The sequence below is a fragment of the Enterococcus sp. C74 genome (genome assembly GCF_040887125.1).
Classification (GTDB): domain Bacteria; phylum Bacillota; class Bacilli; order Lactobacillales; family Enterococcaceae; genus Enterococcus_B; species Enterococcus_B hirae.
This window is the reverse complement of the sequence record NZ_JBFOFA010000010.1, coordinates 26178-46826: the sequence shown is the minus strand read 5'-3', so window position 1 is coordinate 46826 and position 20649 is coordinate 26178. Positions and strand designations below refer to the sequence as shown.

Genomic DNA, 20649 nt, shown 5'->3' with positions numbered 1-20649 from the left:
AAGGGGAACATGATGAATAAATCGCCTGCAGTTATTCTCACTTGTCAATTTACTTTGCCCAATAAAAAATCTTTTTCAACATACATTGATTATATGACAAGAGAAAAAGCGCTGGAAGAAAAGGAACGACGTACGTCCGAGGAAGAAAAGGAACTGCGTCTAATCAAGAATGCTTTAGAGGATTTTTATATTCCTGAAGGAGAAACTTTTTCGGAGAGTAAGACGGATAAAGAATTTAGTGAAACGTCGAATGAAGCGCAATCGTTGATGGAACATGGAATCAATTTTGACAAGTTAGAGGAACAAGATTTTACCAAATATCTTTCTTATATGACCCGTCACTATGCGTTAGAACAAAAGAAAGAATTGACGCAAAGTGAACAAAAAGAATACCAATGCTTGAACCAAGCAATAAAAAAATATCAAACAGAGCCACATAAAAAAGCTTCAGGAAACCTTCCTGGAGTTTTTTCTATAGCTTCAGACGAAGTAAAAGGAAGTGATCTGAAGGAAATCAAGAAAATCTTTCAGAGAGGGCAACAAAAAGGCTCAATTATTTATCAAGATGTTGTTTCTCATGATCATTCGTATCTTGAAAAAATAGGATTGTACGATCCCAAAACAGATACTTTAGATGAAGAAGGATTAAAAGCAGCTGGAAGAAAAATGATGGAGACATTATTCGAGAAAGAGCAACTGAATGAAACTGGCTACTGGATGGCAACGATTCACCGTAACACTAAACATATCCATATACATTTTGCAGTTGTTGAAAAAGAAAATACGCGTAAACCTTACACTGAGATTGAAAATGGTGTGAGTTATGTTGTACCGAAAGGAAAGAGAAGACAAGCAACATTAGACGCAATGAAAACCAATTACGTACATGAGTTAGAACGTTTCTCTTATGAAAAGGATCGAATGATTGGTATGGAGAAACGAAATTTATTAACAAGAAAAAGTGATTTGCGTAACACCTTAACAAAAGTGGTAAAAGAGCCAGCACGGTACGATCAACACGCAATGAAATTATTAACTGAAGTATATAAAACCTTACCTGACAAACGTATGGAATGGAATTATGGGGATGAAAATCGAACCAAACTTTCACCATACACAAGAGAGAAACTCGACGAGTTAACCAAATATGTTCTAACAAAAGAACCTGAATATCAAGAATATATACAGATTTCAAAAGCATTGAAAGAAGAAGCAAAAAGTCTTTATGGGGAAAGCAAAAGAGAATCAAAGGATGCAGAGAAAAACGCCCTCTTTGATTTAAAAAAGCGCACAGGAAATGCCATCCTAACAGAGCTGAAGAGACAGGATAGTCAAATAAAACCATTAATAGAAGGTGTCGATCAGATGCAATCTATTTACAATGAACGATCCTTTCGAACGCTTAAACAATTGCCAACGAATGAATACAAATATAGTTACGAAGAATTCATGAAGCGCAGGAAACAATTCCAACAAAGAGTTGTCACGCAGCGGAGTTTACGTCAATTAAATCGAACAATTAATGCCCATGAAGAAAAATACCACGCAAATAAAGCATACGAAGAGCAACAACGAAGAATACAAATGGAACAAGAAAGACAATAGGAGGAATGGAAATGAAACGATATTTAGATCAATGGAAAGTCATAGAAGGCTCACTAAAAGAAGAACGAATCGATCAACTTTCCGATTGTTTAGAAAAAGAGCATTTGTTTCAGATAAGAGAAATGTTGAAAAATGAACAGTTTGATCCAGATCAATTTTTAGTCGTTGAGTACCCAGCTACTGGCGTGTACTGTTGTAATCATGTGAACGGTGAAAAATATTTTATTATTCAAGAATATGACGGGAATTTAGTTCCTTATTATACTACTTGGGAAATGAATGAAGAGGGAATCAACAACTTCCCATGTAAAAGCATTGAAGAGTCTATTTCACTAACAGAGTGTTAGTTGTTAATTGAATAAAAGAAGTAAAGAGTCCTGGACAAATGATGTTTAGGACTCTTTTTTCAGTGAACTGTTTTCCGCCAGTTCACTGAGTGATGCGGTTTCCAAATTTATTATATCAAAAGAAAGTGAGATTCCAAAGGGAAGGGAGGAAGAAGAAATGGTTCATTCAACGATTGGTGTCATTGTTGAAAAAAGCAGAGACAATCTCGTTTTTGTAACAGAAATTCAAACAGGTAGAGCTTTTGTAGTCACAGACAAAGCTGCAAAAGCTTATCAAAATGGCAATATTTTAACGTTAAATCTGACTACGAAGACGTTCGTCGATGCGGCAGAAGATTATCCATTTGTTTAGTCTAATGGTGATAAGTCAAGATGAAATTTAAGATTTTCTTTATTGAGTAATATGTTTTGAAGCGCACGAAACTAGACCCGATCAAAATCAAATTTTTTTCGGGTTGATTCAAGGATTTGCGTCAATAACGGATTGTTATTTCTCTATCACACTCCTTGGTGGCGTATAGAGTTGGTGTTTACGTAGTAGCGTATCCACCAGACGCGTAAATTTTCTTGCGGTTAGGACGAGTGCACGTTTGTGTTGATGCTTTGGAACCTCCTTATATTTACTTTGATAAAAAGCTTTGTATTCAGGAAGATAATTTTTTACAGAGTTGGCAGCTTCAACTAAGTAGTATCTAAAATATCGATTTCCTTGTTTTGTCAGAGGTGTATTTTGCGACTGATAGTTTCCAGATTGGTTCACTTTCCAACTTAATCCAGCGTATTTTGCCAATTTTGTCTGATCTTCAAATCTTTCGATTTGACCAATTTCAGCGATTAAACCGGCAGCATAGACTTTACCAACGCCTGGAATACTGGTTAAGCATTGATATTCTGGAATGACAACAATTACTTGTTCGATGGCTTTATCTAATTCTTTGATATTTTTTTCAAGTGCTCGTATTTCTCGTACGAGAACACTTAAAACAACATTAATTGATTCTTGTGCAAGAGCACCTAGGCGGTAACTCATGGTAATTGCACGTTGAATTGCTTTAGCGATTTTTTCTGGTTGCTTGAAACGGCCTTTTCCTTTTTCTTGAAGTAAATCACAGAAAGCTTCTAAAGGAAGCTCAGCAAGTTCATCCAATGTGAAATCTTCCGTCATGAGTGAAATGAGGGTTGCACTAAAAAGACTCGTCGATTCGTCTCGCATTTCTCGAGCAAGCGTATTACATTTGTACGTTAGATTTTCAAGAAAATGTTGCTTTGTACGAATCAATTGCTTAATAAGTTGATAGCGAGTACGTGTTAAACGCTGTAAGGCCATGTATTTCTCTTCTTTGATAGGGGAAGTTGTGAATCGTTGAATACGCAAGAAATCAGCGATTCTTAATGCATCGTTTCGATCAGTTTTATTCTCATCAAACATGCGACTAAATTGTTTCACCCGAAAAGGATTTTCAATCGTTACAAGTGTGTTGAGCTTCTTTAGTTTCTCATCTTCATGAAAAAACATGGAAGGATGGAAGCTGTACATGGACGTTGACTCCATGCCAATCACAATTTGATCAAAGTGGTAGCTGTCATTGAATTCAAGAATTGTTTCTCGTATGAATGAAGCACCTTCGATGTCATTGGCAACAGAGATTTCAGATAAGATAGACAATTGATTGTCGTCTGTTAAAAAACAAACATCTAGTTTTTCAGAGCTAACGTCAATACCGACAAATAATTTCATGGAAGAAGGACCTCCTTTCGATATAAATTTTGGAAAATGCTTCGATACTGTGGGATTTCCCAGAAACTCACTGTATAGCCACAACCTCGCCTAATAGAATACGGTGATAAAAGAGCTAGAAGCTGCCTTCCAAACTACTATTTGAAAGTCTAGTCCATTATCGAAACAGCTAATGAGTTGGTAGTGATAACAGTGGTTCGGGTAACAGACTAAACAGGGTAGACAAACGCTACAGGAGGAAATAGCAAATTCCCGTTGGATCCTTTCCATACATCCATTGTACTCTGAGAAATCACACAATATCGAAACAAATTCCGTTAGGAATGTGTTATTCAATAAATTTTATAATCTAGAAACATTTTGAATAAAAACTATTAGACAAATGATATTTTACGAGGAGGAAACGAACATGGCAGAAGAAAAAGAACCACTAGACAATAGTCGTTTGGGAAAATCCAAAAGAAAATTAGTACGGCTACAAAATGAATTAAACGAACAAATTGAAAAGATGTTTGAACACCAAAGAAAGACTAATGGTCAACCAATGAACGACAAGAGGAATGGCCGTTCATGGTTTAACCAGCAAGAACGAATCGAAAATAAAATCCAAAGTCTGAGAGAAGAAATCGAGCAACAAGAAAAACAGGTAGCGAAACTTGAAAGACAAGAAGAGCTAAAGGAAATGGGCTATAACAAGTACGGCGGACTGGATATGACGATCGAGAATATTCCAAGAATCAAAGAAGAAATCGAACGCTTTGAAAAAGGTGAATCGACTTTTTCAGCCGCTACGATCCGAAAATACCAACGGAAGTTGGAAACATTAGAACAGCTGAAAGAAAGATCAGAAAAAGGAAAAGAAAATATTCTTCCTGAAGTACAAGCAATCATTGACAGCGGACGAGTGACGCAATGGAAAAAAAATCCGACCATTTATTTTCTAAATGGCTATCGAAAAGTCGCTTTAGAACTGAATGAAAACGGGGGATTTGAGGAATCTAAAAAATACCAAGCCACGTCTGAAGAGGAAAAAGCAGCTGTTCGTGAATTACTTGAAAGGGCTGTACCAACTGATTCTTTGAAGGAGAAAGAAAACGATCATTTCTATCGAGTAGAATTCAACGAAAATGATCCAGAAAAAGGATTGAAAAGTTATGGTGGGGAGATCGTTACATTAGAATTGATCGATCAACTCAAAACATTGGATAACCAATACGCCGCAGAAGCAGGTTATTATAAATTCTATTTTGAAGAAGTGAAGAACGGAGCAGTAGTAGATCAGATCCGAATGGATCTAGGGGATGGCGTCAATAGTAATCAACCCATCTATTTAGAATTAGCAAAATTGTGCGAACAAGTACCTGAGAAGGAACAAAACCAATCGGTCAAAAATGAACCTGTTTCGAAAGAACAAATGCAGTCGAAAGAAACAAAAACAAAACAAAAGGGCTATCAAAAACGAACGGCAGAAGAAATTAAGCAAGAAATCAAATCACTTTCACAACAGGCGCTGGATGCAGTGAAAAAGCATACCCATTCTCCCGAAGACGTTAAAGAACTTTTGAACTTTATGTCTCGCTTCCCAGAGAGATCCTTTAGGAATCAATTATTGATCGAGGAACAATTTCCAGGGGCAACGGCTTGTTTAGGTCGTGCCGCGTTGAAAAAAGAAGGGATCTATATCAAAAAAGGAGAACAAGGAAACAAGATCTTTGTCAGAAAAACGGTCAAAGGATTTTATGACAAAGGACGTGGCTTTGTTCGAGAAACAGAGGCTACACCAGAAGACAAAAAACGAATCGAAAGTGGTCAAATCGAAGTGATCAAAAAACCTTATTATACGATTGAAAAAGTGTTTGATATCACACAGACACAGTTGAAACCTGAAGACTATCCAAAAATCTTCCCGAACCGTGTCTTTGATTTTCAATTGGATAAAAAAGGGCAAACAGAACTTCAAGCTGGAATTCAAGCGGTAGCAAACAATATTGGGATACAAATTCGAGATATGACAGATAGTGAAGTCTATCAAAGAGAATTAGGGCAAGCGCATGGGGCGTATGTTTATAACAAATTTACTGGCCAAGAAGAAATTGTCATGAATACTAGAAATACTCCTACGCAGCATTTAGCTACAAGTATTCACGAATTAGCGCATGCCAGAATGCACAAATTTTCAGAATTAGATACCGCAACAAAAGAACTGCAGGCGGAAATGACCTCTTATATTGTGTGCAAGCACTTTGGAATGGATACGTCTGAGAAAGCTATTCCTTATATTGCGACATGGACGAAAAATGGCCAGACTTTGGATGATAAGGAAGCTGCGGAACGTGGGAAAATCATGAATGATGTCAGCCGTGTCGCAAATGAATTCATTCGAACCATTTCTACGGAAATCAATCTATATAGAGAAAACAATTTAGAAATCAATTCAAAAGAAATAGCTAATGAATCATCAAACAATAAAGTTGAGGTTCCAAGTGAAACGTTTTGGATCAACACAAAAACAGGAAAAGTGTTAGACGAAGATAGCGGCCGAGTAATGGATAAACTCATTGCTGCAGATAATAAAGTTGAAGTTCATGTTGGTTCACTTTGGATCGATAAGAAAGACGGGAAAGTCATGGAAGAAGATACGGGGCGAACGTTACACTTGAAGGACGCAGTGTTTATTGAAGATCCGCAGCATAATCAAGTGATTTTAAAAGGAAAAAGTTATGGGAAAGAGATACAAACCGCATTACCTTCAGAAGAATTTGCATTAGGTACGCAATTTTGTTTCTCACAAGCAACTTTAGCAGATGTCGAACAAAGAAAAAAAGAAATGTACCACGTCCAAGAATTGAAAAGTGTAGAAAGGGTTTAATGTTGTACGTATCAACAAATACAAGAATAGTTTAAATGATAGGAAGGAATTGAATAAAATGGAATTGAATGAAACAGATTTAATAAAAGTTACACCAGCACAAGCAAAAGAATTAGAAGGCTGGGAATGGCACAGTAATGAAGAAAATGGAGATGGCTATTTAAAATCTCCAACAGGAGAACATTTCTATCAATATTCTCTAAATCCATTTGGATTAGAGTATAAAGATCCCGTTGATCAAGAGTGGAAACCATTAGATGATAATGATCAATCAATGTCAGAGTTAAAAGCAGACTGGGAAAAAGAAGTAATAGAAATAAATAAAGAGCAACAATTAGATTTAAAACCATTTATCACTTCTGATAAATTATGGATTGATGTTAATAATGGGGAAGTGAACGAAGTAAAAAACAGTAACTCTCTATGCTTAAAAGAAGCAGCATTTATGGAAGACACCAGAAATAATCAAGTGATTTTAAAAGGAAAAAGTTATGGGAAAGAGATACAAACCGCATTACCTTCAGAAGAATTTGCTTTAGGAACTCAATTTCGTTTTCCAATCGAAACGGTGTTAGAAGTAGCTCAACGAAAAAATGCCATTTATCATGAACAACAATTGTCACAAAAAGAACGCGTATAAAACAAACAAGAAAGACTATCTGAAAAATCGGATAGTCTTTTTTCTTTTAGGAGGTTTGAAAATGACCAAGAAAAAAATGAGTCTCATTGATCGATGTAAACAAATCGATATCGTAGATTTTGCTCGGAACAATGGAATGGCTGTGGTCAATAAAGGACGAGACTATCGTTTAGAAGACCATGATTCTTTTGTTTTTGATCGAAGAAAACAACGTTTTTATTGGAACAGTCAAAATATTAATGGTGATATCATTGAATTAGCTAAACTTTTTTTCATAGAAAAAGAGATTCAAGATCCCAAGCAACAATTTAAAGCAGCAACTGATTTTATTCTAAAGAGTGAAAATAAAGTAGAACGAGTCGATAATCTACATTTTGAAACAGAACAATATAAAGATCACCCTAAAGATTACCAACTACTCACAGAAAAAGGTAGAAGCTATCTAAAGGAAGAACGTAAATTACCAGGTTGGTTGATTGATTATGCGGAAAACGAAGGGTTGCTGGCCGAATTAAAGCCAAGAAATGAACGGCAAAATTTCTTAGTTCGAGACGATCGTTTAGATCATGCGGTCGCTTTTTTATGGAAAGACCCACAGACAAAAGAAACGGTTGGAGCAAGTTATCAAGGAACGAAGATAGACTTTGAGCGGTTCGGTGAAAGAGGAACGTATAAACATATTGATAAGAACTCAACAGCGAATCATGGATTCAATTTAAAAATTGGTGATCCGAAAAACTTAAAATTCTTTGAAAGTAGTATTGATCTACTTAGCTATGCAGCGTTGAATCGGGATAAACTTCAAGATGCCTGGTTAGTTTCGATGGAAGGCTTAAAACACCATGTGATTAGTCATTATGTTCAAGAGTCAATAGCCGAATTAAGTCAGAAACAAACATTTCCTCAATCGATTGAGATTTGTGTAGATAATGACCGTGCAGGCCATATTTTTTATGAGAAGGAACAACTGATGGGAATTGTTGATCCGTTTACGAATAAGAAAATACGGTGTGAACGAGGAATACCAAATGATTGGCAAGTACCAAAAGAGTACAAACCTATTTATGAACAAATAGGGAAAGAGCTGAATGTTGCACCTGAAGCAATTATGGCGATACACAAAACAGAAAACAATTTAAAACAAACCAACCAATTGGTTTCTGCACACGAAGTAAAAGCGACGTTTGGAAAGAAATTAGCAGTCAATGAACAAGTAGAAACGATTGATTTAAAAGCTGCTTGTATAAGCGTTGCAAAAGATTTGAAAGCATGTGAACGCGCTGATGGCACGTATAATTTTGATCGATTCTACAGTAAAAAAACCGATTTAAAAGATGTAAACGCAAGCATTCTCTTTTCTTATAAGGCAGAGCAATACTATAAAGGCTATAAAAATCATGAACATGAATTCGTATCTGAAGTGAAAAAGGATTGGAACGATCAATTGAAGCATGAGATCCAGCAACAAGAAATCAGAAAACAAAAACGTGCCATGTTGTTTCAACAAAGCAGACAACAAGAAAGGGAGTGAAGTTATTATTATGAAAACCGTTATTTTAGCAGAAAAGCCGTCACAAGCGAAGGCTTACGCAGAAAGCTTTTCTAAAGCCACTCGAAAAGACGGTTATTTTGAAATTCAAGATCAATTATTTTCAGGAGAAATTGTAATCACTTATGGCTTTGGTCATTTAGTCGAGTTAGATTCTCCTGATATGTACGATGAGAAATGGAAACAATGGTCACTAGAACATTTGCCTATTTTCCCTACAAATTATCGCTATCATGTTCCTAAAGATAAGAAAAAGCAATTTAACGTAGTGAAGCAGCAACTTCAATCGGCTGATACCATTATTATTGCGACAGATAGCGATCGTGAAGGAGAATTGATTGCTTGGTCGATCATTAAGCAAGCAGGCGCAGATCAGGGAAAAACATTTAAAAGACTTTGGATCAATTCATTAGAAAAAGAAGCGATTTATCAAGGATTCCAGCAGTTACGAGACGCAGAAGAAACTTATCCGAAATTCGAAGAAGCTCAAGCACGTCAGATCGCTGATTGGTTAATTGGGATGAACGGCAGCCCATTATACAGTCTCTTACTACAAAAAAAAGGCATACCAGGAAGTTTTTCCTTAGGTAGAGTCCAAACCCCAACGCTCTACATGATTTATCAATTGCAGGAAAAGATTAGAAATTTTAAGAAAAAACCTTATTTTGAAGTAAAAGCCCAAGTAATCGCTCAAAATGGCTCATTTGATGCGAAGCTTAATCCGAATGAAACCCAAGAGACGCAAGAAGCATTTGAAGCCTATTTAAAAGAAAAAGGGGTTCAATTAGGAAAGCAACCAGGTACGATCCTTCAAGTTGAAACAGAGAAAAAAAGTGCGGCTAGCCCACGTCTTTTTTCTTTATCGAGCCTTCAGTCTAAAATGAATCAACTCATGAAAGTTAGTGCCAAAGATACTTTGGAAGCCATGCAAGGGTTGTATGAAGGAAAATATCTAAGCTATCCGCGAACGGATACCCCTTATATTACAGAAGGAGAATATGCGTATCTGTTGGATCACTTAGATGAATACAAGCATTTTTTAAAAGCCGAAGCGATTCCTACTCCTATTCATACACCGAATAGTCGGTATGTGAACAACAAGAAAGTCCAGGAACATTACGCGATCATTCCTACAAAAACGGTCATGACGGCAGCGGCATTTGAACAACTAAGTCCACTGCAGCAGGCCATTTATGAACAAGTGTTAAAAACAACGGTGGCCATGTTTGCGGAAAAATATACCTATGAAGAAACAACGATCTTGACGCAGGTTCAGCAGCTTCAGTTAAAAGCAATCGGAAAAGTGCCGGTAGATCTAGGTTGGAAGAAGTTATTTGGAAAAGAGAGCGACGGAAAAGAGAAGGAAGAAGAGCCGCTACTTCCTAAAGTGATAAAAGGAGAAATGGTGACGGTAGATCTACAAGTCCTTGAAAAAGAAACCAAGCCACCAAAACCTTATACCGAAGGTACGTTGATCACGGTGATGAAAACAGCTGGGAAAACCGTGGATAGTGAAGAAGCGCAATCCATATTGAAAGAAGTGGAAGGAATCGGTACAGAAGCGACACGGGCGAATATTATTGAAACCTTGAAACAAAAGGAATATATCAAGGTAGAGAAAAATAAGCTCGTGGTGACGAATAAAGGGATTTTGCTTTGCCAAGCCGTGGAAAAAGAGCCGCTGCTTACGAGCGCCGAAATGACCGCCAAATGGGAAAGCTACTTGTTAAAGATTGGAGAACGAAAAGGAACACAAACCACTTTTCTAGCCAATATCCAAAAATTTGTCTCTCACTTATTGGAAGTCGTCCCAGGGCAAATCCAATCCACTGATTTTGGATCGACGTTACAAGAAGTGAAAGCAGCCAGTGAAAAGCAAGAAGCCGCGCGTCATTTAGGAATTTGTCCAAAATGCCAGGAACAAGAAGTCTTACTCTATCAAAAGGTGGCAGCATGTACGTCTGAAGTCTGTGATTTTAAATTATGGACAACGATTGCCAAAAAGAAACTCACAGCGACACAGCTGAAGGAGATTATTCAAAATAGCCGAACAAGCCAACCAGTGAAAGGGTTAAAAGGTCAGAAGGGTTCGTTTGAAGCAACGATTGTTTTAAAAGAAGACTTCACTACAGGCTTTGAATTTTCTGAAAAGAAAAAAACGAGCTTCAAGAAAAGAACACGACGCACTACAAAATAATGGAGGGTTAATCTTATGCGTAATACAACACACAAACAACAAGAAATCGAAAATCAAAAAGCCAAAATTCGTTCAGAACAGGAGAAAATGCGTGCCAGTAAACGAAGACTGCAGCAATTAAAGAACCAGCAACGGATTCAAAAAGAAATTGAATTAGATCGATAAATATCTTTCTTGTTAATATAAAACTAACGTGATATAGTCATGTTAGTTTTATATTAACTTTAGGGGAAAAGCAATGAAAGACAAAATCCAGTGCATTTTTGATAAACATAATGGGAATCTATCCTTGAAGGATGCTAGAAGTGAAGGTTTATCGCCTATGACGTTAGATCGATTAGCCGAGAAGGACAAAATAGAAAAGGTAGCACCAGGTTTCTATATCTTAAAAGAAGCGTTCGTGGATGAATTGTATCTCGCTCAAAGTATCTATTCCAGAGGTATTTTTTCTCATGAGACTGCGCTCGATCTTTTTCAAGTCGGAACGTATATCCCTAAAAAGATCAATATGATGTTTCCTAAAGGATACAATGTTTCAAAGGAGAAATTAGACGAGTATGCTATTCAACCGCATTACACGAATAAAGAAAATTTTGACCTGGGAATCACAGAAACAGAAAGCTTTTACGGCAATAAAATTTTAGTCTATGATTTAGAGCGAACGTTATGTGATATGTGGAATCCAAGATACAAAGCAAGCGTAGAGGTAAAACAAGAAGCATTAAAAGAATATATGACAAGTACCAGTAGAAATACAAATAAGCTAAGAAGATACATGGATATTTTAAAATCACCAAAAGAAATGACTTTGTATATGTTGCCACTTTATTGAGAGGAGTAAAGGTGAATGACACCGACACAATTTAAAGCAAAAACGAGAAATTTCGCAACAGAGAAACATTTAAATCCACAAATTGTCCAAAGATATTATATGATGGAAAAATTATTAGAACGTATTGTTGAATCTCCTTATCATGATGATTTTGTATTAAAAGGGGGATTTCTGATCGGATCAAAATACGGGTTAGAAAACCGTTCAACTGTTGATATTGATACGACTTATCGAAATTCGAAACTAACAAAAGAAAAGTTAGAAACTGTTTTTTCTGAGTTAACAGCTGATCCCACAAAAGACGGAATTCGATTTGAATTAAAGGGATTAACAGAGACGAGGGAAGCCGATTATTACCCAGGTTTTCAAGCAAAGTTTATTGCTTATCTTGAGAATGCACGTGTACCATTTAAATTAGATATTACTTCAGGTGATTCTATTATTCCAGCGGCATTGATGTATGAACACAAATTAATGTTTGAAGATAAAACGATTCATATTCCAGCTTATCCTACGGAACAAATTCTAGCTGAAAAATTACATGCTACGTTTAGTTTCGGAAAAGATAATTCGCGCATGAAAGACTTTTATGACCTGTATATGATTCCAAAACTAGAACGTATCGATGAGAAAAACTTGTATAAGAGTGTTCAAGGAACGTTCAAGGAAAGAAATAATCAATCTGTGTTTAAAAAATTGTATAATCAGGAAATGCCTCAATTGATGAAGGATGAGGGGTTGAGGGAAAAGTGGAAAAGATACCAACAAGAAAATTATTTTGCCAAAGACATTTCTTTCAAATCGACACTAACTTCCGTCGATTCTTTGATGCAATCAATTGTAGAGCAAGAGAAAGTAGAACGAAAACAAAATTTTAAGAGATCACAACAAATGAATCAAGAAATGGAGAGATAAAAATGATTAATAATGTAACTTTAGTAGGACGATTAACCAAAGATCCAGATTTACGTTATACTGCAAGTGGTACTGCAGTAGCGACTTTTACCCTAGCCGTTAACCGAAATTTCACGAATCAAAACGGCAATCGAGAAGCCGATTTTATTAACTGCGTGATTTGGCGCAAACCAGCAGAAACAATGGCGACATTAGCTAAAAAAGGTAGCTTGATTGGTGTAGTTGGGCGGATTCAAACGCGGACTTATGACAACCAGCAAGGACAACGTGTGTATGTGACTGAAGTTGTAGCAGATAACTTTCAACTATTAGAAAGTAAAGCAGCGACAGAGAGCCGTGCGCACGCTGATCAATCGTCCACCAGTCCAAGCACCGCCACCTTTGAACAACGGGATACAGCGACGCCTAACAACAATGGATTGAACGCTTCACAGAATCCATTTGGTGGACAATCAATCGATATTAGCGATGATGATCTACCGTTTTAGTTCGAGAAAGAAGGAGTAAGCATGGCAAAAAACATTAGTCTGACGATGGATCTATTGATACCCGTTATTGCATTTATAGACGGGATTTCTTTGGGTGTCACTGAAAATCCTTTGGTAAATAGAATTGCGAAAGGATCACTATTTCTTGTATTCGTGTATCTTGTCTGTTTTTATCTTTTAAAAAGAGTAGGAAAGGATAATTCCTTTTGGCGATTGACTAAAGTCACAATAGCAGCGACAGCTGTTATACTTACGGCTATTCTACCGCTTTATATGTAGGTTTAACGGGAAATCGTTGAACTTCTTGCGAAATATTGCTATAATGAACATGAAAAAGAGGAGTTGCGCTAACAACCCCTCATTAACAGCACCGATTAAAGAACGGTGGCAGAATATTAGTTATTTGGAAATAACCGCTGACCTGCTAAAGTAGACGGTTATTTCTTTTTGTCATTTTTAAGCATATTTACAATCAAACTAATCAAAGCAATGGTAAACATACCAAAACCAAGAATGGTTTGAATTGTCTCATATGCGGACAAAAGGCTTACTCCTTTCATAGATTTTAGCACTTACATTCATAAGCACCACCACCTTTCCAGAAGTCGCCACCGTCTTCAAACTTTACTGTCTTGACTATTATAGCATATCTAAAATCGAATAAAAATTCTCAATTTTAGCTGTTTTTGCTATAATTTTAGCGAGGTGATCGCGATGGAACATTATACTGGTTTACTTGATAAAATTCGGGTGATCAAGACACAGCCATTGCTTGTGCGATTTACATTATGCACGAGTCATGACCCAATTAATTGTGTAGTGGCCATATAGAAATAGCGGATAAATTGCTGATTTTGGAAGACGGCAAGTATACTATTTCAGTGACAGGTCACTTCAATAAGCGAAATCAACTAGTCATTGAATCAATGCAAATTAGAAACCCCGATCATTTTACGCGATCGATGGGCATATAAAAGAAGAGCTGCAATCCTAATGTAGGACTGCAGCTCTTTTTATTTTACATAGAAACAGGAAAAGGCCTGTTTAGGAAGGTACAAGCGCCTTCTCAATTGAAAAATCTTTCTCTCACTCCAACCGCCACCGCCGTTCGAGAAGAAAGGAAGTGAACGTTGCACGTTCACTAAGATAAAGGGGCTTGCAAAGCAAGACAAAATAGAAAAAACTTCCTCTCACCAAGAGGTTCGTTCCTGTTCGTTAGATCTTTATTGATTTGCCAGACCGGCAACAAGTTGCCTTTTATCACCAAAAAGCGACAAGGACAAGGGTAAATGGCACGCTGCGCGCCCTTGTCCTTGTCGCTTTTAGTCGATTCATTCTGGCCAACAAATCAATAAAGAAAGAACTAACGAAAGGAAATAAAACCTTTCCTCAGAGGAGGCAAAATCAATCATGCGAAAGAAATTTGATTATTGGGGTGTTCCCTTCAGCGAATTATTCCCAAACTACCATGCACCACATACTATTGAATGTGATTGTGGAGAAAGAGCGAAATGTATCAAAAGCTATTATTTGTATCAATGTCAAACATGTGGGAAAAAATATACCTTATCTTACGGCGATTACATTTTAATTAAAGAGAAAGGAAGATAAACTTATGGCTCAAAATTATTATGATGAATTTGTCAAATTACCTTTGGATAAAATGGCACAAAAAATGGAGGATATGACATTTCTATACAACGAAACACGTGTACCCAAAAAGCATTACAAAGAGAAATTGTCAGTCGCAGTGGAAGAAATGATTGAATCAGGTGTCGAAATGAACCTCATTGCGACGTACTATCGAACACTAGAAGAACTGAAAAAGCAAAATAACAAATGGTTTTTCCAAGCCTTACTATGCTTGGAAGTAGGCGTCAAACCAAGCACAATCAAACCTTCTGAATACCAAGCTTTAGAACTAACGTATGCAAAATTTGTCGAAACGAAAAAAGCCAAGACTGTTTCAAGTGAATGGATGGACTACTTTGAAAATGTCAACAAGTATGGCGCATGTTACATCATGAAAAAGGAGGATAACGAAAATGAGTAATGTAGTTTATCAACTAACAATGGAAGATATTTGTCAATTCTTGACAAATAGGGAGCATCTAAATGAGGTAACAAGAAGAGTGAAACATTCATTTAGTTGTATGGAAGAGCTAAAAGAATTTGTAAATAGCGTGGAACAAGAGCTATATAAGGAAAAACATACAAGTGTTTTAAAAGTAGAAGCTGAGGTTAATTATTTTACACTTTCACCAACGATGGAAAATGATGCCACTCTATTACGATTTGAGACCGACCATTATATCATGGAAGTATTTTTAGAGACCGATAAATGGGTAAAGAATTATCTTAATTGCATAATTCTTAGGAAAGAATACTATTCAGAAAATGAATATGTAACATTTGTAGAAAGTGGCATGGACATGGAAGAAATAATGGAAGAGCTAAATCAAAAACAATATAATCACTTTGACTATTATTTGCTTTTTGCTCAATTTCTAACAGATGAGACCGAACTAGCATTGGTTTTTGGAAATGGGTACATGCTAACAGTACCTCAATCGTTTCTTGATGAGTACAAAAAAGAAATTGCAAATCCAAAGGGAGATAATTTTGAAATGCGAAAAGAATTGTATGAAACATTTCATTTAGATGAGACCGAGCAAATGTTAGTAGAGTTAGAACGAAAGCAAATAGCTTATCAAATGTTTGTATTAAAAATAGCATAAAAATCTAGTTATCCGCATAAAAACTGGACTTATCACACTTTATCAAGGTCAAAACCACTCAATTTACTACTAATTTACTACTTATGAATGAGCTTTGATACGACGATTTATCCTTGAAAAGTGAAGATATAAAGATACTTCCAATAAAATTTGAATATTTAATAGGTAGACACTTCAAAAAATGAGGTGTCTATTTTTTTACCCGATTTTGAAAGGAAGTGAACTTATGAAAACAAAAAATCAAGAATCAAAAGGTCGTTCCCCACTCTTTAAGACCATCAAACATTCATTCAGCCAATAAAAAAGAAAGGATAGGTAAAAATATGGAACTTAAATTTGTGATTCCCAACATGGAAAAAACATTCGGCAATTTAGAATTTGCTGGCGAGGATAAAGTCGTTCAGCGAAGAATCAACGGACGGCTAACTGTCTTATCAAGAAGCTATAATCTCTATTCTGATGTTCAAAGAGCAGATGATATTGTGGTGGTGCTTCCTGCTGAAGCTGGCGAAAAACATTTCGGCTTTGAGGAACGTGTGAAGTTAGTCAATCCACGTATTACCGCAGAGGGCTACAAAATCGGCACTCGTGGTTTTACAAATTACCTTTTACATGCTGACGACATGATAAAAGAATAAAGAAAGAGAGGAAAAATGATGAGATTAGCAAATGGCATTGTATTAGATAAAGACACGACTTTTGGAGAATTGAAATTCTCTGCTCTACGTCGTGAAGTGAGAATCCAAAATGAAGACGGGTCGGTTTCAGATGAAATCAAGGAACGTACCTATGACTTAAAATCCAAAGGACAAGGACGCATGATTCAAGTAAGTATTCCTGCCAGCGTGCCTTTGAAAGAGTTTGATTATAACGCACGGGTGGAACTTATCAATCCCATTGCGGACACCGTTGCTACTGCCACCTATCAAGGAGCAGATGTTGACTGGTATATCAAGGCAGACGATATTGTGCTGACAAAGGATTCTAGTTCATTCAAAGCTCAACCACAAGCAAAGAAAGAACCGACACAAGACAAATAGTCGCTAGGTAGAAAGGAGACTTTTTCGCATGAAACAGCGTGGTAAAAGGATTCGCCCATCTGGTAAAGATTTAGTCTTTCATTTTACGATAGCGTCACTCCTGCCTGTTTTCCTGCTGGTTGTCGGACTGTTTCATGTGAAGACAATCCAGCAGATCAACTGGCAGGATTTTAACCTATCACAAGCAGATAAGATTGACATTCCCTATTTAATTATCAGTTTCAGTGTCGCAATTCTTATCTGCTTGCTGGTAGCGTTTGTATTCAAACGGGTTCGCTATGATACGGTTAAACAACTTTACCACCGTCAAAAACTGGCAAAGATGATACTTGAAAACAAGTGGTATGAATCTGAACAGGTCAAAACAGAGGGTTTCTTTAAAGATAGTGCTGGTCGTACAAAGGAAAAGATAACCTACTTCCCTAAAATGTATTATCGACTTAAAAATGGCTTGATACAGATACGGGTGGAAATCACGCTGGGAAAATATCAAGACCAACTCTTACACTTGGAAAAGAAATTAGAGAGTGGCTTGTACTGTGAGCTGACGGATAAAGAGTTAAAGGATTCCTATGTGGAATATACTTTGCTCTATGACACCATAGCCAGTCGTATTTCTATTGATGAAGTAGAAGCTAAAGATGGTAAACTTCGCTTAATGAAAAACGTATGGTGGGAATATGATAAGCTCCCTCATATGTTGATTGCTGGTGGTACAGGTGGCGGTAAAACTTACTTTATACTGACACTGATTGAAGCCTTGCTTCATACAGATTCAAAACTGTATATTCTTGACCCGAAAAATGCTGATCTTGCGGACTTAGGTTCTGTGATGGCAAATGTCTACTATAGAAAAGAAGACTTGCTTTCTTGCATTGAAACATTCTATGAAGAAATGATGAAACGTAGTGAGGAAATGAAGCAGATGAAGAACTATAAGACTGGCAAAAATTATGCTTACTTAGGTCTCCCGGCACACTTCTTAATCTTTGATGAATACGTCGCTTTCATGGAAATGCTGGGAACAAAAGAAAACACCGCAGTTATGAATAAGCTGAAACAGATTGTCATGTTAGGTCGTCAAGCTGGCTTCTTTCTAATACTGGCTTGTCAACGTCCAGACGCAAAATATTTAGGCGACGGAATCCGTGATCAGTTTAATTTCAGAGTGGCTTTAGGTCGTATGTCTGAAATGGGCTATGGCATGATGTTTGGCAGTGACGTACAAAAGGATTTCTTCTTAAAGCGAATCAAAGGTCGTGGCTATGTTGATGTAGGAACAAGTGTCATATCAGAGTTTTATACTCCCCTTGTACCAAAAGGATATGATTTCTTGGAGGAAATTAAAAAGTTATCCAACAGCAGACAGTCCACGCAGGCGACGTGCGAAGCGGAAGTCGCAGGTGTGGACTGATCTTGCTGGCTGGTGTGGCAATAGCCACGCCAGCACTTAACCCCCCGTATCTAACAGGGGGGTACAAATCGACAGGAAACAGTCAAAAAAACATTAGAAAATCCTTTGGTTACAAGGGATTTACAAAATTTCAGCGTATGTCAAATGGGCTTTAAAAGTTGACATACGCCTTTTTGATTGGAGGGATTTTTACTGAATGAACAAACTTGGTTACAGCATTTAAAAGAAAAACGCTTGGCTTATGGACTATCTCAAAACCGTTTAGCTGTTGCGACTGGTATTACAAGGCAGTATCTAAGCGATATTGAAACAGGAAAAGTCAAGCCATCAGAGGATTTACAGCAGTCCCTTTGGGAAGCTCTGGAACGCTTCAATCCCGACGCTCCCCTTGAAATGCTGTTTGATTATGTAAGAATTCGCTTTCCGACAACAGACGTACAGCAGGTGGTCGAAAACATCTTACAACTGAAACTGTCCTATTTTCTTCATGAGGACTATGGTTTCTATTCTTATTCAGAGCATTATGCTTTAGGCGACATATTCGTCCTTTGCTCCCATGAACTGGACAAAGGAGTTCTGGTGGAATTGAAAGGTCGTGGGTGCAGACAATTTGAAAGCTATCTTCTGGCACAACAAAGAAGCTGGTATGAGTTCTTTATGGACGTTTTGGTGGCTGGCGGTGTGATGAAACGCCTTGACCTTGCCATTAACGATAAGACAGGGATTTTAAATATCCCTGTACTCACTGAAAAGTGCCAACAGGAAGAATGTATCTCCGTCTTCCGCAGTTTTAAAAGCTATCGCAGTGGCGAACTGGTACGCAAAGAGGAAAAGGAATGTATGGGAAACACCCTCTATATCGGTTCATTACAAAGTGAAGTTTATTTCTGTATCTATGAAAAGGACTACGAGCAGTACAAGAAAAATGATATTCCCATTGAAGACGCAGAAGTAAAAAACCGTTTTGAGATTCGATTGAAAAATGAGCGTGCCTATTATGCAGTCCGTGATTTACTCGTCTATGACAATCCAGAGCATACCGCCTTTAAAATTATCAATCGGTATATCCGTTTTGTAGATAAAGACGATTCCAAACCTCGTTCTGATTGGAAACTGAATGAAGAATGGGCTTGGTTTATTGGGAACAATCGTGAACGATTAAAACTAACCACAAAACCAGAGCCTTACTCCTTCCAAAGGACGCTGAACTGGCTATCTCATCAAGTTGCCCCGACCTTAAAGGTTGCGATTAAACTTGATGAAATCAACCAGACGCAGGTTGTAAAAGACATTCTCGACCATGCGAAACTGACAGACCGACACAAGAAGATTTTGAAGCAACAGTCAGTAAAAGAACAGGACGTGATAACAACAAAAAAATAACTCAAATACAAATTCATTGAATATAGAGAGGAGAACATTTTTATGAATTTTGGACAAAACCTTTATAACTGGTTTCTATCAAACGCTCAATCACTGGTGCTTTTAGCAATCGTTGTGATTGGCTTGTATCTTGGCTTCAAGCGTGAGTTTAGCAAACTGATTGGCTTTTTAATTATTGCGATTATTGCGGTTGGCTTAGTCTTCAACGCTGCTGGAGTAAAAGACATTTTACTAGAGCTATTCAATCGCATTATTGGTGCTTAAATAAAACCGTTCTTTTGTGGAATATAAGTGGTTTTCTTATGTTCCGCAAAGGAATGGTACACCAAACGAAGTGCGGTAGGGATTTTTGAATCTCTACAAAGAAAGGACGTGAATATATGGACGATATGCAAGTCTATATTGCGAATTTAGGCAAATACAATGAGGGCGAATTGGTCGGTGCGTGGTTTACCTTTCCCATTGACTTTGAGGAAGTCAAAGAGAAAATCGGCTTGAATGATGAATATGAGGAATACGCCATTCATGACTACGAGTTACCCTTTACGGTTGACGAATACACTTCCATTGGCGAACTCAATCGACTATGGGAAATGGTATCGGAATTACCCGAAGAATTACAATCGGAGCTATCTGCTCTGCTCACTCATTTTTCAAGCATTGAAGAACTAAGCGAACATCAAGAGGATATTATCATTCATTCCGATTGTGATGATATGTATGACGTGGCACGCTACTACATTGAAGAAACGGGTGCTTTAGGCGAAGTACCAGCTAGTCTTCAAAACTATATTGATTATCAAGCCTATGGTCGGGATTTAGACCTTTCAGGAACGTTTATCTCAACCAATCATGGGATTTTTGAAATCGTCTATTAAATCTGTCGGTACATTA

General features: G+C 37.2%; 23 protein-coding genes and 2 pseudogenes. 23 read left to right on the top strand and 2 right to left on the bottom strand.

The features are described 5' to 3' along the window. The first annotated feature begins 12 nt into the window (after positions 1-12). The 3 genes from mobP2 (at position 13) to AB3H93_RS12170 (ending at position 2304) form a co-directional block, all read left to right on the top strand. Positions 13-1605 carry a MobP2 family relaxase gene (mobP2, locus tag AB3H93_RS12180; RefSeq protein ID WP_104875238.1) on the top strand — a complete coding sequence of 531 codons (1593 nt, stop codon included), beginning with the start codon at positions 13-15 and terminating at the stop codon, positions 1603-1605. Positions 1606-1616: 11 nt separating this feature from the next. Further along, complete coding sequence (locus AB3H93_RS12175; RefSeq protein WP_081115397.1) at positions 1617-1952, top strand: hypothetical protein; 336 nt, start codon at positions 1617-1619, stop codon at positions 1950-1952. 157 nt (positions 1953-2109) lie between these two features. Continuing rightward, a complete protein-coding gene (locus AB3H93_RS12170; protein WP_081115396.1) occupies positions 2110-2304 on the top strand; it encodes a hypothetical protein in 195 nt (64 codons plus the stop codon). Positions 2305-2439: 135 nt separating this feature from the next. On the opposite strand, the gene AB3H93_RS12165 is transcribed toward AB3H93_RS12170, so the two are convergent. Beyond that, positions 2440-3690, bottom strand: coding sequence for an IS110 family transposase (locus AB3H93_RS12165; protein WP_002297404.1), 1251 nt, complete (start codon positions 3688-3690; stop codon positions 2440-2442). Between the two features lie 409 nt (positions 3691-4099). On the opposite strand from AB3H93_RS12165, the gene AB3H93_RS12160 reads away from it, so the two are divergent. The 9 genes and pseudogenes from AB3H93_RS12160 to AB3H93_RS12120 all read left to right on the top strand — a co-directional run bounded on the left by AB3H93_RS12160 (position 4100) and on the right by AB3H93_RS12120 (position 13459). Next, positions 4100-6559 (top strand): ArdC-like ssDNA-binding domain-containing protein, encoded by a 2460-nt coding sequence (locus tag AB3H93_RS12160; protein ID WP_081115445.1) that lies wholly within the window; start codon positions 4100-4102, stop codon positions 6557-6559. A gap of 367 nt (positions 6560-6926) precedes the next feature. Beyond that, positions 6927-7199, top strand: a pseudogene (locus AB3H93_RS12155) (hypothetical protein); the annotation flags it as partial. 61 nt (positions 7200-7260) lie between these two features. After that, positions 7261-8730 carry a toprim domain-containing protein gene (locus AB3H93_RS12150; RefSeq protein WP_081115443.1) on the top strand — a complete coding sequence of 490 codons (1470 nt, stop codon included), beginning with the start codon at positions 7261-7263 and terminating at the stop codon, positions 8728-8730. A gap of 10 nt (positions 8731-8740) precedes the next feature. After that, positions 8741-10945: a type IA DNA topoisomerase gene (locus tag AB3H93_RS12145; protein ID WP_104875237.1), complete on the top strand. Its 2205-nt coding sequence runs from the start codon at positions 8741-8743 to the stop codon at positions 10943-10945. 15 nt (positions 10946-10960) lie between these two features. Beyond that, positions 10961-11110, top strand: a complete 150-nt coding sequence (locus AB3H93_RS12140; RefSeq protein WP_002295632.1) for a hypothetical protein — start codon at positions 10961-10963, stop codon at positions 11108-11110. A 73-nt stretch (positions 11111-11183) separates the two neighbouring features. Beyond that, on the top strand, positions 11184-11777 hold the full coding sequence (locus AB3H93_RS12135) for a type IV toxin-antitoxin system AbiEi family antitoxin domain-containing protein (RefSeq protein WP_081115441.1): 594 nt from the start codon (positions 11184-11186) through the stop codon (positions 11775-11777). Positions 11778-11792: 15 nt separating this feature from the next. After that, the gene (locus tag AB3H93_RS12130) at positions 11793-12692 is read left to right on the top strand and encodes a nucleotidyl transferase AbiEii/AbiGii toxin family protein (RefSeq protein ID WP_081115440.1); all 900 of its coding nucleotides are present in this window, start codon (positions 11793-11795) and stop codon (positions 12690-12692) included. A gap of 2 nt (positions 12693-12694) precedes the next feature. Next, the gene (gene ssb, locus AB3H93_RS12125) at positions 12695-13180 is read left to right on the top strand and encodes a single-stranded DNA-binding protein (protein WP_002295626.1); all 486 of its coding nucleotides are present in this window, start codon (positions 12695-12697) and stop codon (positions 13178-13180) included. A gap of 21 nt (positions 13181-13201) precedes the next feature. Further along, positions 13202-13459: a hypothetical protein gene (locus AB3H93_RS12120; RefSeq protein ID WP_081115439.1), complete on the top strand. Its 258-nt coding sequence runs from the start codon at positions 13202-13204 to the stop codon at positions 13457-13459. Positions 13460-13617: 158 nt separating this feature from the next. On the opposite strand, the gene AB3H93_RS12115 is transcribed toward AB3H93_RS12120, so the two are convergent. Then, positions 13618-13740, bottom strand: coding sequence for a putative holin-like toxin (locus AB3H93_RS12115; protein WP_002295624.1), 123 nt, complete (start codon positions 13738-13740; stop codon positions 13618-13620). Between the two features lie 154 nt (positions 13741-13894). Between AB3H93_RS12115 and AB3H93_RS12110 the strand changes: the two are divergent. The 11 genes and pseudogenes from AB3H93_RS12110 to AB3H93_RS12060 all read left to right on the top strand — a co-directional run bounded on the left by AB3H93_RS12110 (position 13895) and on the right by AB3H93_RS12060 (position 20633). Continuing rightward, positions 13895-14154: pseudogene (locus AB3H93_RS12110) on the top strand (hypothetical protein). Between the two features lie 436 nt (positions 14155-14590). Next, positions 14591-14791, top strand: a complete 201-nt coding sequence (locus tag AB3H93_RS12105; protein ID WP_081115438.1) for a DNA helicase UvrA — start codon at positions 14591-14593, stop codon at positions 14789-14791. Positions 14792-14795: 4 nt separating this feature from the next. Next, complete coding sequence (locus tag AB3H93_RS12100; RefSeq protein ID WP_081115437.1) at positions 14796-15233, top strand: hypothetical protein; 438 nt, start codon at positions 14796-14798, stop codon at positions 15231-15233. Continuing rightward, positions 15226-15918: a hypothetical protein gene (locus AB3H93_RS12095; RefSeq protein ID WP_081115436.1), complete on the top strand. Its 693-nt coding sequence runs from the start codon at positions 15226-15228 to the stop codon at positions 15916-15918. Before AB3H93_RS12100 ends, AB3H93_RS12095 begins: the two co-directional genes overlap by 8 nt. A 323-nt stretch (positions 15919-16241) precedes the next feature. Beyond that, a complete protein-coding gene (locus AB3H93_RS12090; protein ID WP_000420682.1) occupies positions 16242-16556 on the top strand; it encodes a YdcP family protein in 315 nt (104 codons plus the stop codon). Between the two features lie 15 nt (positions 16557-16571). Next, on the top strand, positions 16572-16958 hold the full coding sequence (locus AB3H93_RS12085) for a YdcP family protein (RefSeq protein WP_000985015.1): 387 nt from the start codon (positions 16572-16574) through the stop codon (positions 16956-16958). A 28-nt stretch (positions 16959-16986) separates the two neighbouring features. Further along, positions 16987-18372, top strand: coding sequence for an FtsK/SpoIIIE domain-containing protein (locus AB3H93_RS12080; RefSeq protein ID WP_000813488.1), 1386 nt, complete (start codon positions 16987-16989; stop codon positions 18370-18372). A 2-nt stretch (positions 18373-18374) separates the two neighbouring features. Beyond that, positions 18375-18527: a hypothetical protein gene (locus tag AB3H93_RS12075; RefSeq protein WP_000879507.1), complete on the top strand. Its 153-nt coding sequence runs from the start codon at positions 18375-18377 to the stop codon at positions 18525-18527. A gap of 22 nt (positions 18528-18549) precedes the next feature. Next, complete coding sequence (gene mobT / locus AB3H93_RS12070) at positions 18550-19755, top strand: MobT family relaxase (RefSeq protein WP_368020632.1); 1206 nt, start codon at positions 18550-18552, stop codon at positions 19753-19755. A 42-nt stretch (positions 19756-19797) separates the two neighbouring features. Continuing rightward, positions 19798-20019 carry a hypothetical protein gene (locus AB3H93_RS12065; RefSeq protein WP_001009056.1) on the top strand — a complete coding sequence of 74 codons (222 nt, stop codon included), beginning with the start codon at positions 19798-19800 and terminating at the stop codon, positions 20017-20019. A 116-nt stretch (positions 20020-20135) separates the two neighbouring features. Further along, a complete protein-coding gene (locus AB3H93_RS12060) occupies positions 20136-20633 on the top strand; it encodes an antirestriction protein ArdA (protein WP_000342539.1) in 498 nt (165 codons plus the stop codon). The last annotated feature ends 16 nt before the right edge of the window (positions 20634-20649 follow it).

Excerpts from the sequence above, each read along its gene's own strand:
- AB3H93_RS12065 (WP_001009056.1), top strand. The coding sequence starts at position 19,798 with ATGAATTTTGGACAAAACCTTTATAACTGGTTTCTATCAAACGCTCAA.
- AB3H93_RS12090 (WP_000420682.1), top strand. The coding sequence starts at position 16,242 with ATGGAACTTAAATTTGTGATTCCCAACATGGAAAAAACATTCGGCAAT.
- AB3H93_RS12150 (WP_081115443.1), top strand. The coding sequence starts at position 7,261 with ATGACCAAGAAAAAAATGAGTCTCATTGATCGATGTAAACAAATCGAT.
- ssb (WP_002295626.1), top strand. The coding sequence starts at position 12,695 with ATGATTAATAATGTAACTTTAGTAGGACGATTAACCAAAGATCCAGAT.
- AB3H93_RS12160 (WP_081115445.1), top strand. The coding sequence starts at position 4,100 with ATGGCAGAAGAAAAAGAACCACTAGACAATAGTCGTTTGGGAAAATCC.
- AB3H93_RS12080 (WP_000813488.1), top strand. The coding sequence starts at position 16,987 with ATGAAACAGCGTGGTAAAAGGATTCGCCCATCTGGTAAAGATTTAGTC.
- AB3H93_RS12115 (WP_002295624.1), bottom strand. The coding sequence starts at position 13,740 with ATGAAAGGAGTAAGCCTTTTGTCCGCATATGAGACAATTCAAACCATT.
- AB3H93_RS12105 (WP_081115438.1), top strand. The coding sequence starts at position 14,591 with ATGCGAAAGAAATTTGATTATTGGGGTGTTCCCTTCAGCGAATTATTC.
- AB3H93_RS12165 (WP_002297404.1), bottom strand. The coding sequence starts at position 3,690 with ATGAAATTATTTGTCGGTATTGACGTTAGCTCTGAAAAACTAGATGTT.
- AB3H93_RS12140 (WP_002295632.1), top strand. The coding sequence starts at position 10,961 with ATGCGTAATACAACACACAAACAACAAGAAATCGAAAATCAAAAAGCC.
- AB3H93_RS12175 (WP_081115397.1), top strand. The coding sequence starts at position 1,617 with ATGAAACGATATTTAGATCAATGGAAAGTCATAGAAGGCTCACTAAAA.
- AB3H93_RS12135 (WP_081115441.1), top strand. The coding sequence starts at position 11,184 with ATGAAAGACAAAATCCAGTGCATTTTTGATAAACATAATGGGAATCTA.
- AB3H93_RS12120 (WP_081115439.1), top strand. The coding sequence starts at position 13,202 with ATGGCAAAAAACATTAGTCTGACGATGGATCTATTGATACCCGTTATT.
- AB3H93_RS12100 (WP_081115437.1), top strand. The coding sequence starts at position 14,796 with ATGGCTCAAAATTATTATGATGAATTTGTCAAATTACCTTTGGATAAA.
- AB3H93_RS12145 (WP_104875237.1), top strand. The coding sequence starts at position 8,741 with ATGAAAACCGTTATTTTAGCAGAAAAGCCGTCACAAGCGAAGGCTTAC.
- mobP2 (WP_104875238.1), top strand. The coding sequence starts at position 13 with ATGAATAAATCGCCTGCAGTTATTCTCACTTGTCAATTTACTTTGCCC.
- AB3H93_RS12095 (WP_081115436.1), top strand. The coding sequence starts at position 15,226 with ATGAGTAATGTAGTTTATCAACTAACAATGGAAGATATTTGTCAATTC.
- AB3H93_RS12170 (WP_081115396.1), top strand. The coding sequence starts at position 2,110 with ATGGTTCATTCAACGATTGGTGTCATTGTTGAAAAAAGCAGAGACAAT.
- AB3H93_RS12130 (WP_081115440.1), top strand. The coding sequence starts at position 11,793 with ATGACACCGACACAATTTAAAGCAAAAACGAGAAATTTCGCAACAGAG.
- AB3H93_RS12060 (WP_000342539.1), top strand. The coding sequence starts at position 20,136 with ATGGACGATATGCAAGTCTATATTGCGAATTTAGGCAAATACAATGAG.
- AB3H93_RS12085 (WP_000985015.1), top strand. The coding sequence starts at position 16,572 with ATGATGAGATTAGCAAATGGCATTGTATTAGATAAAGACACGACTTTT.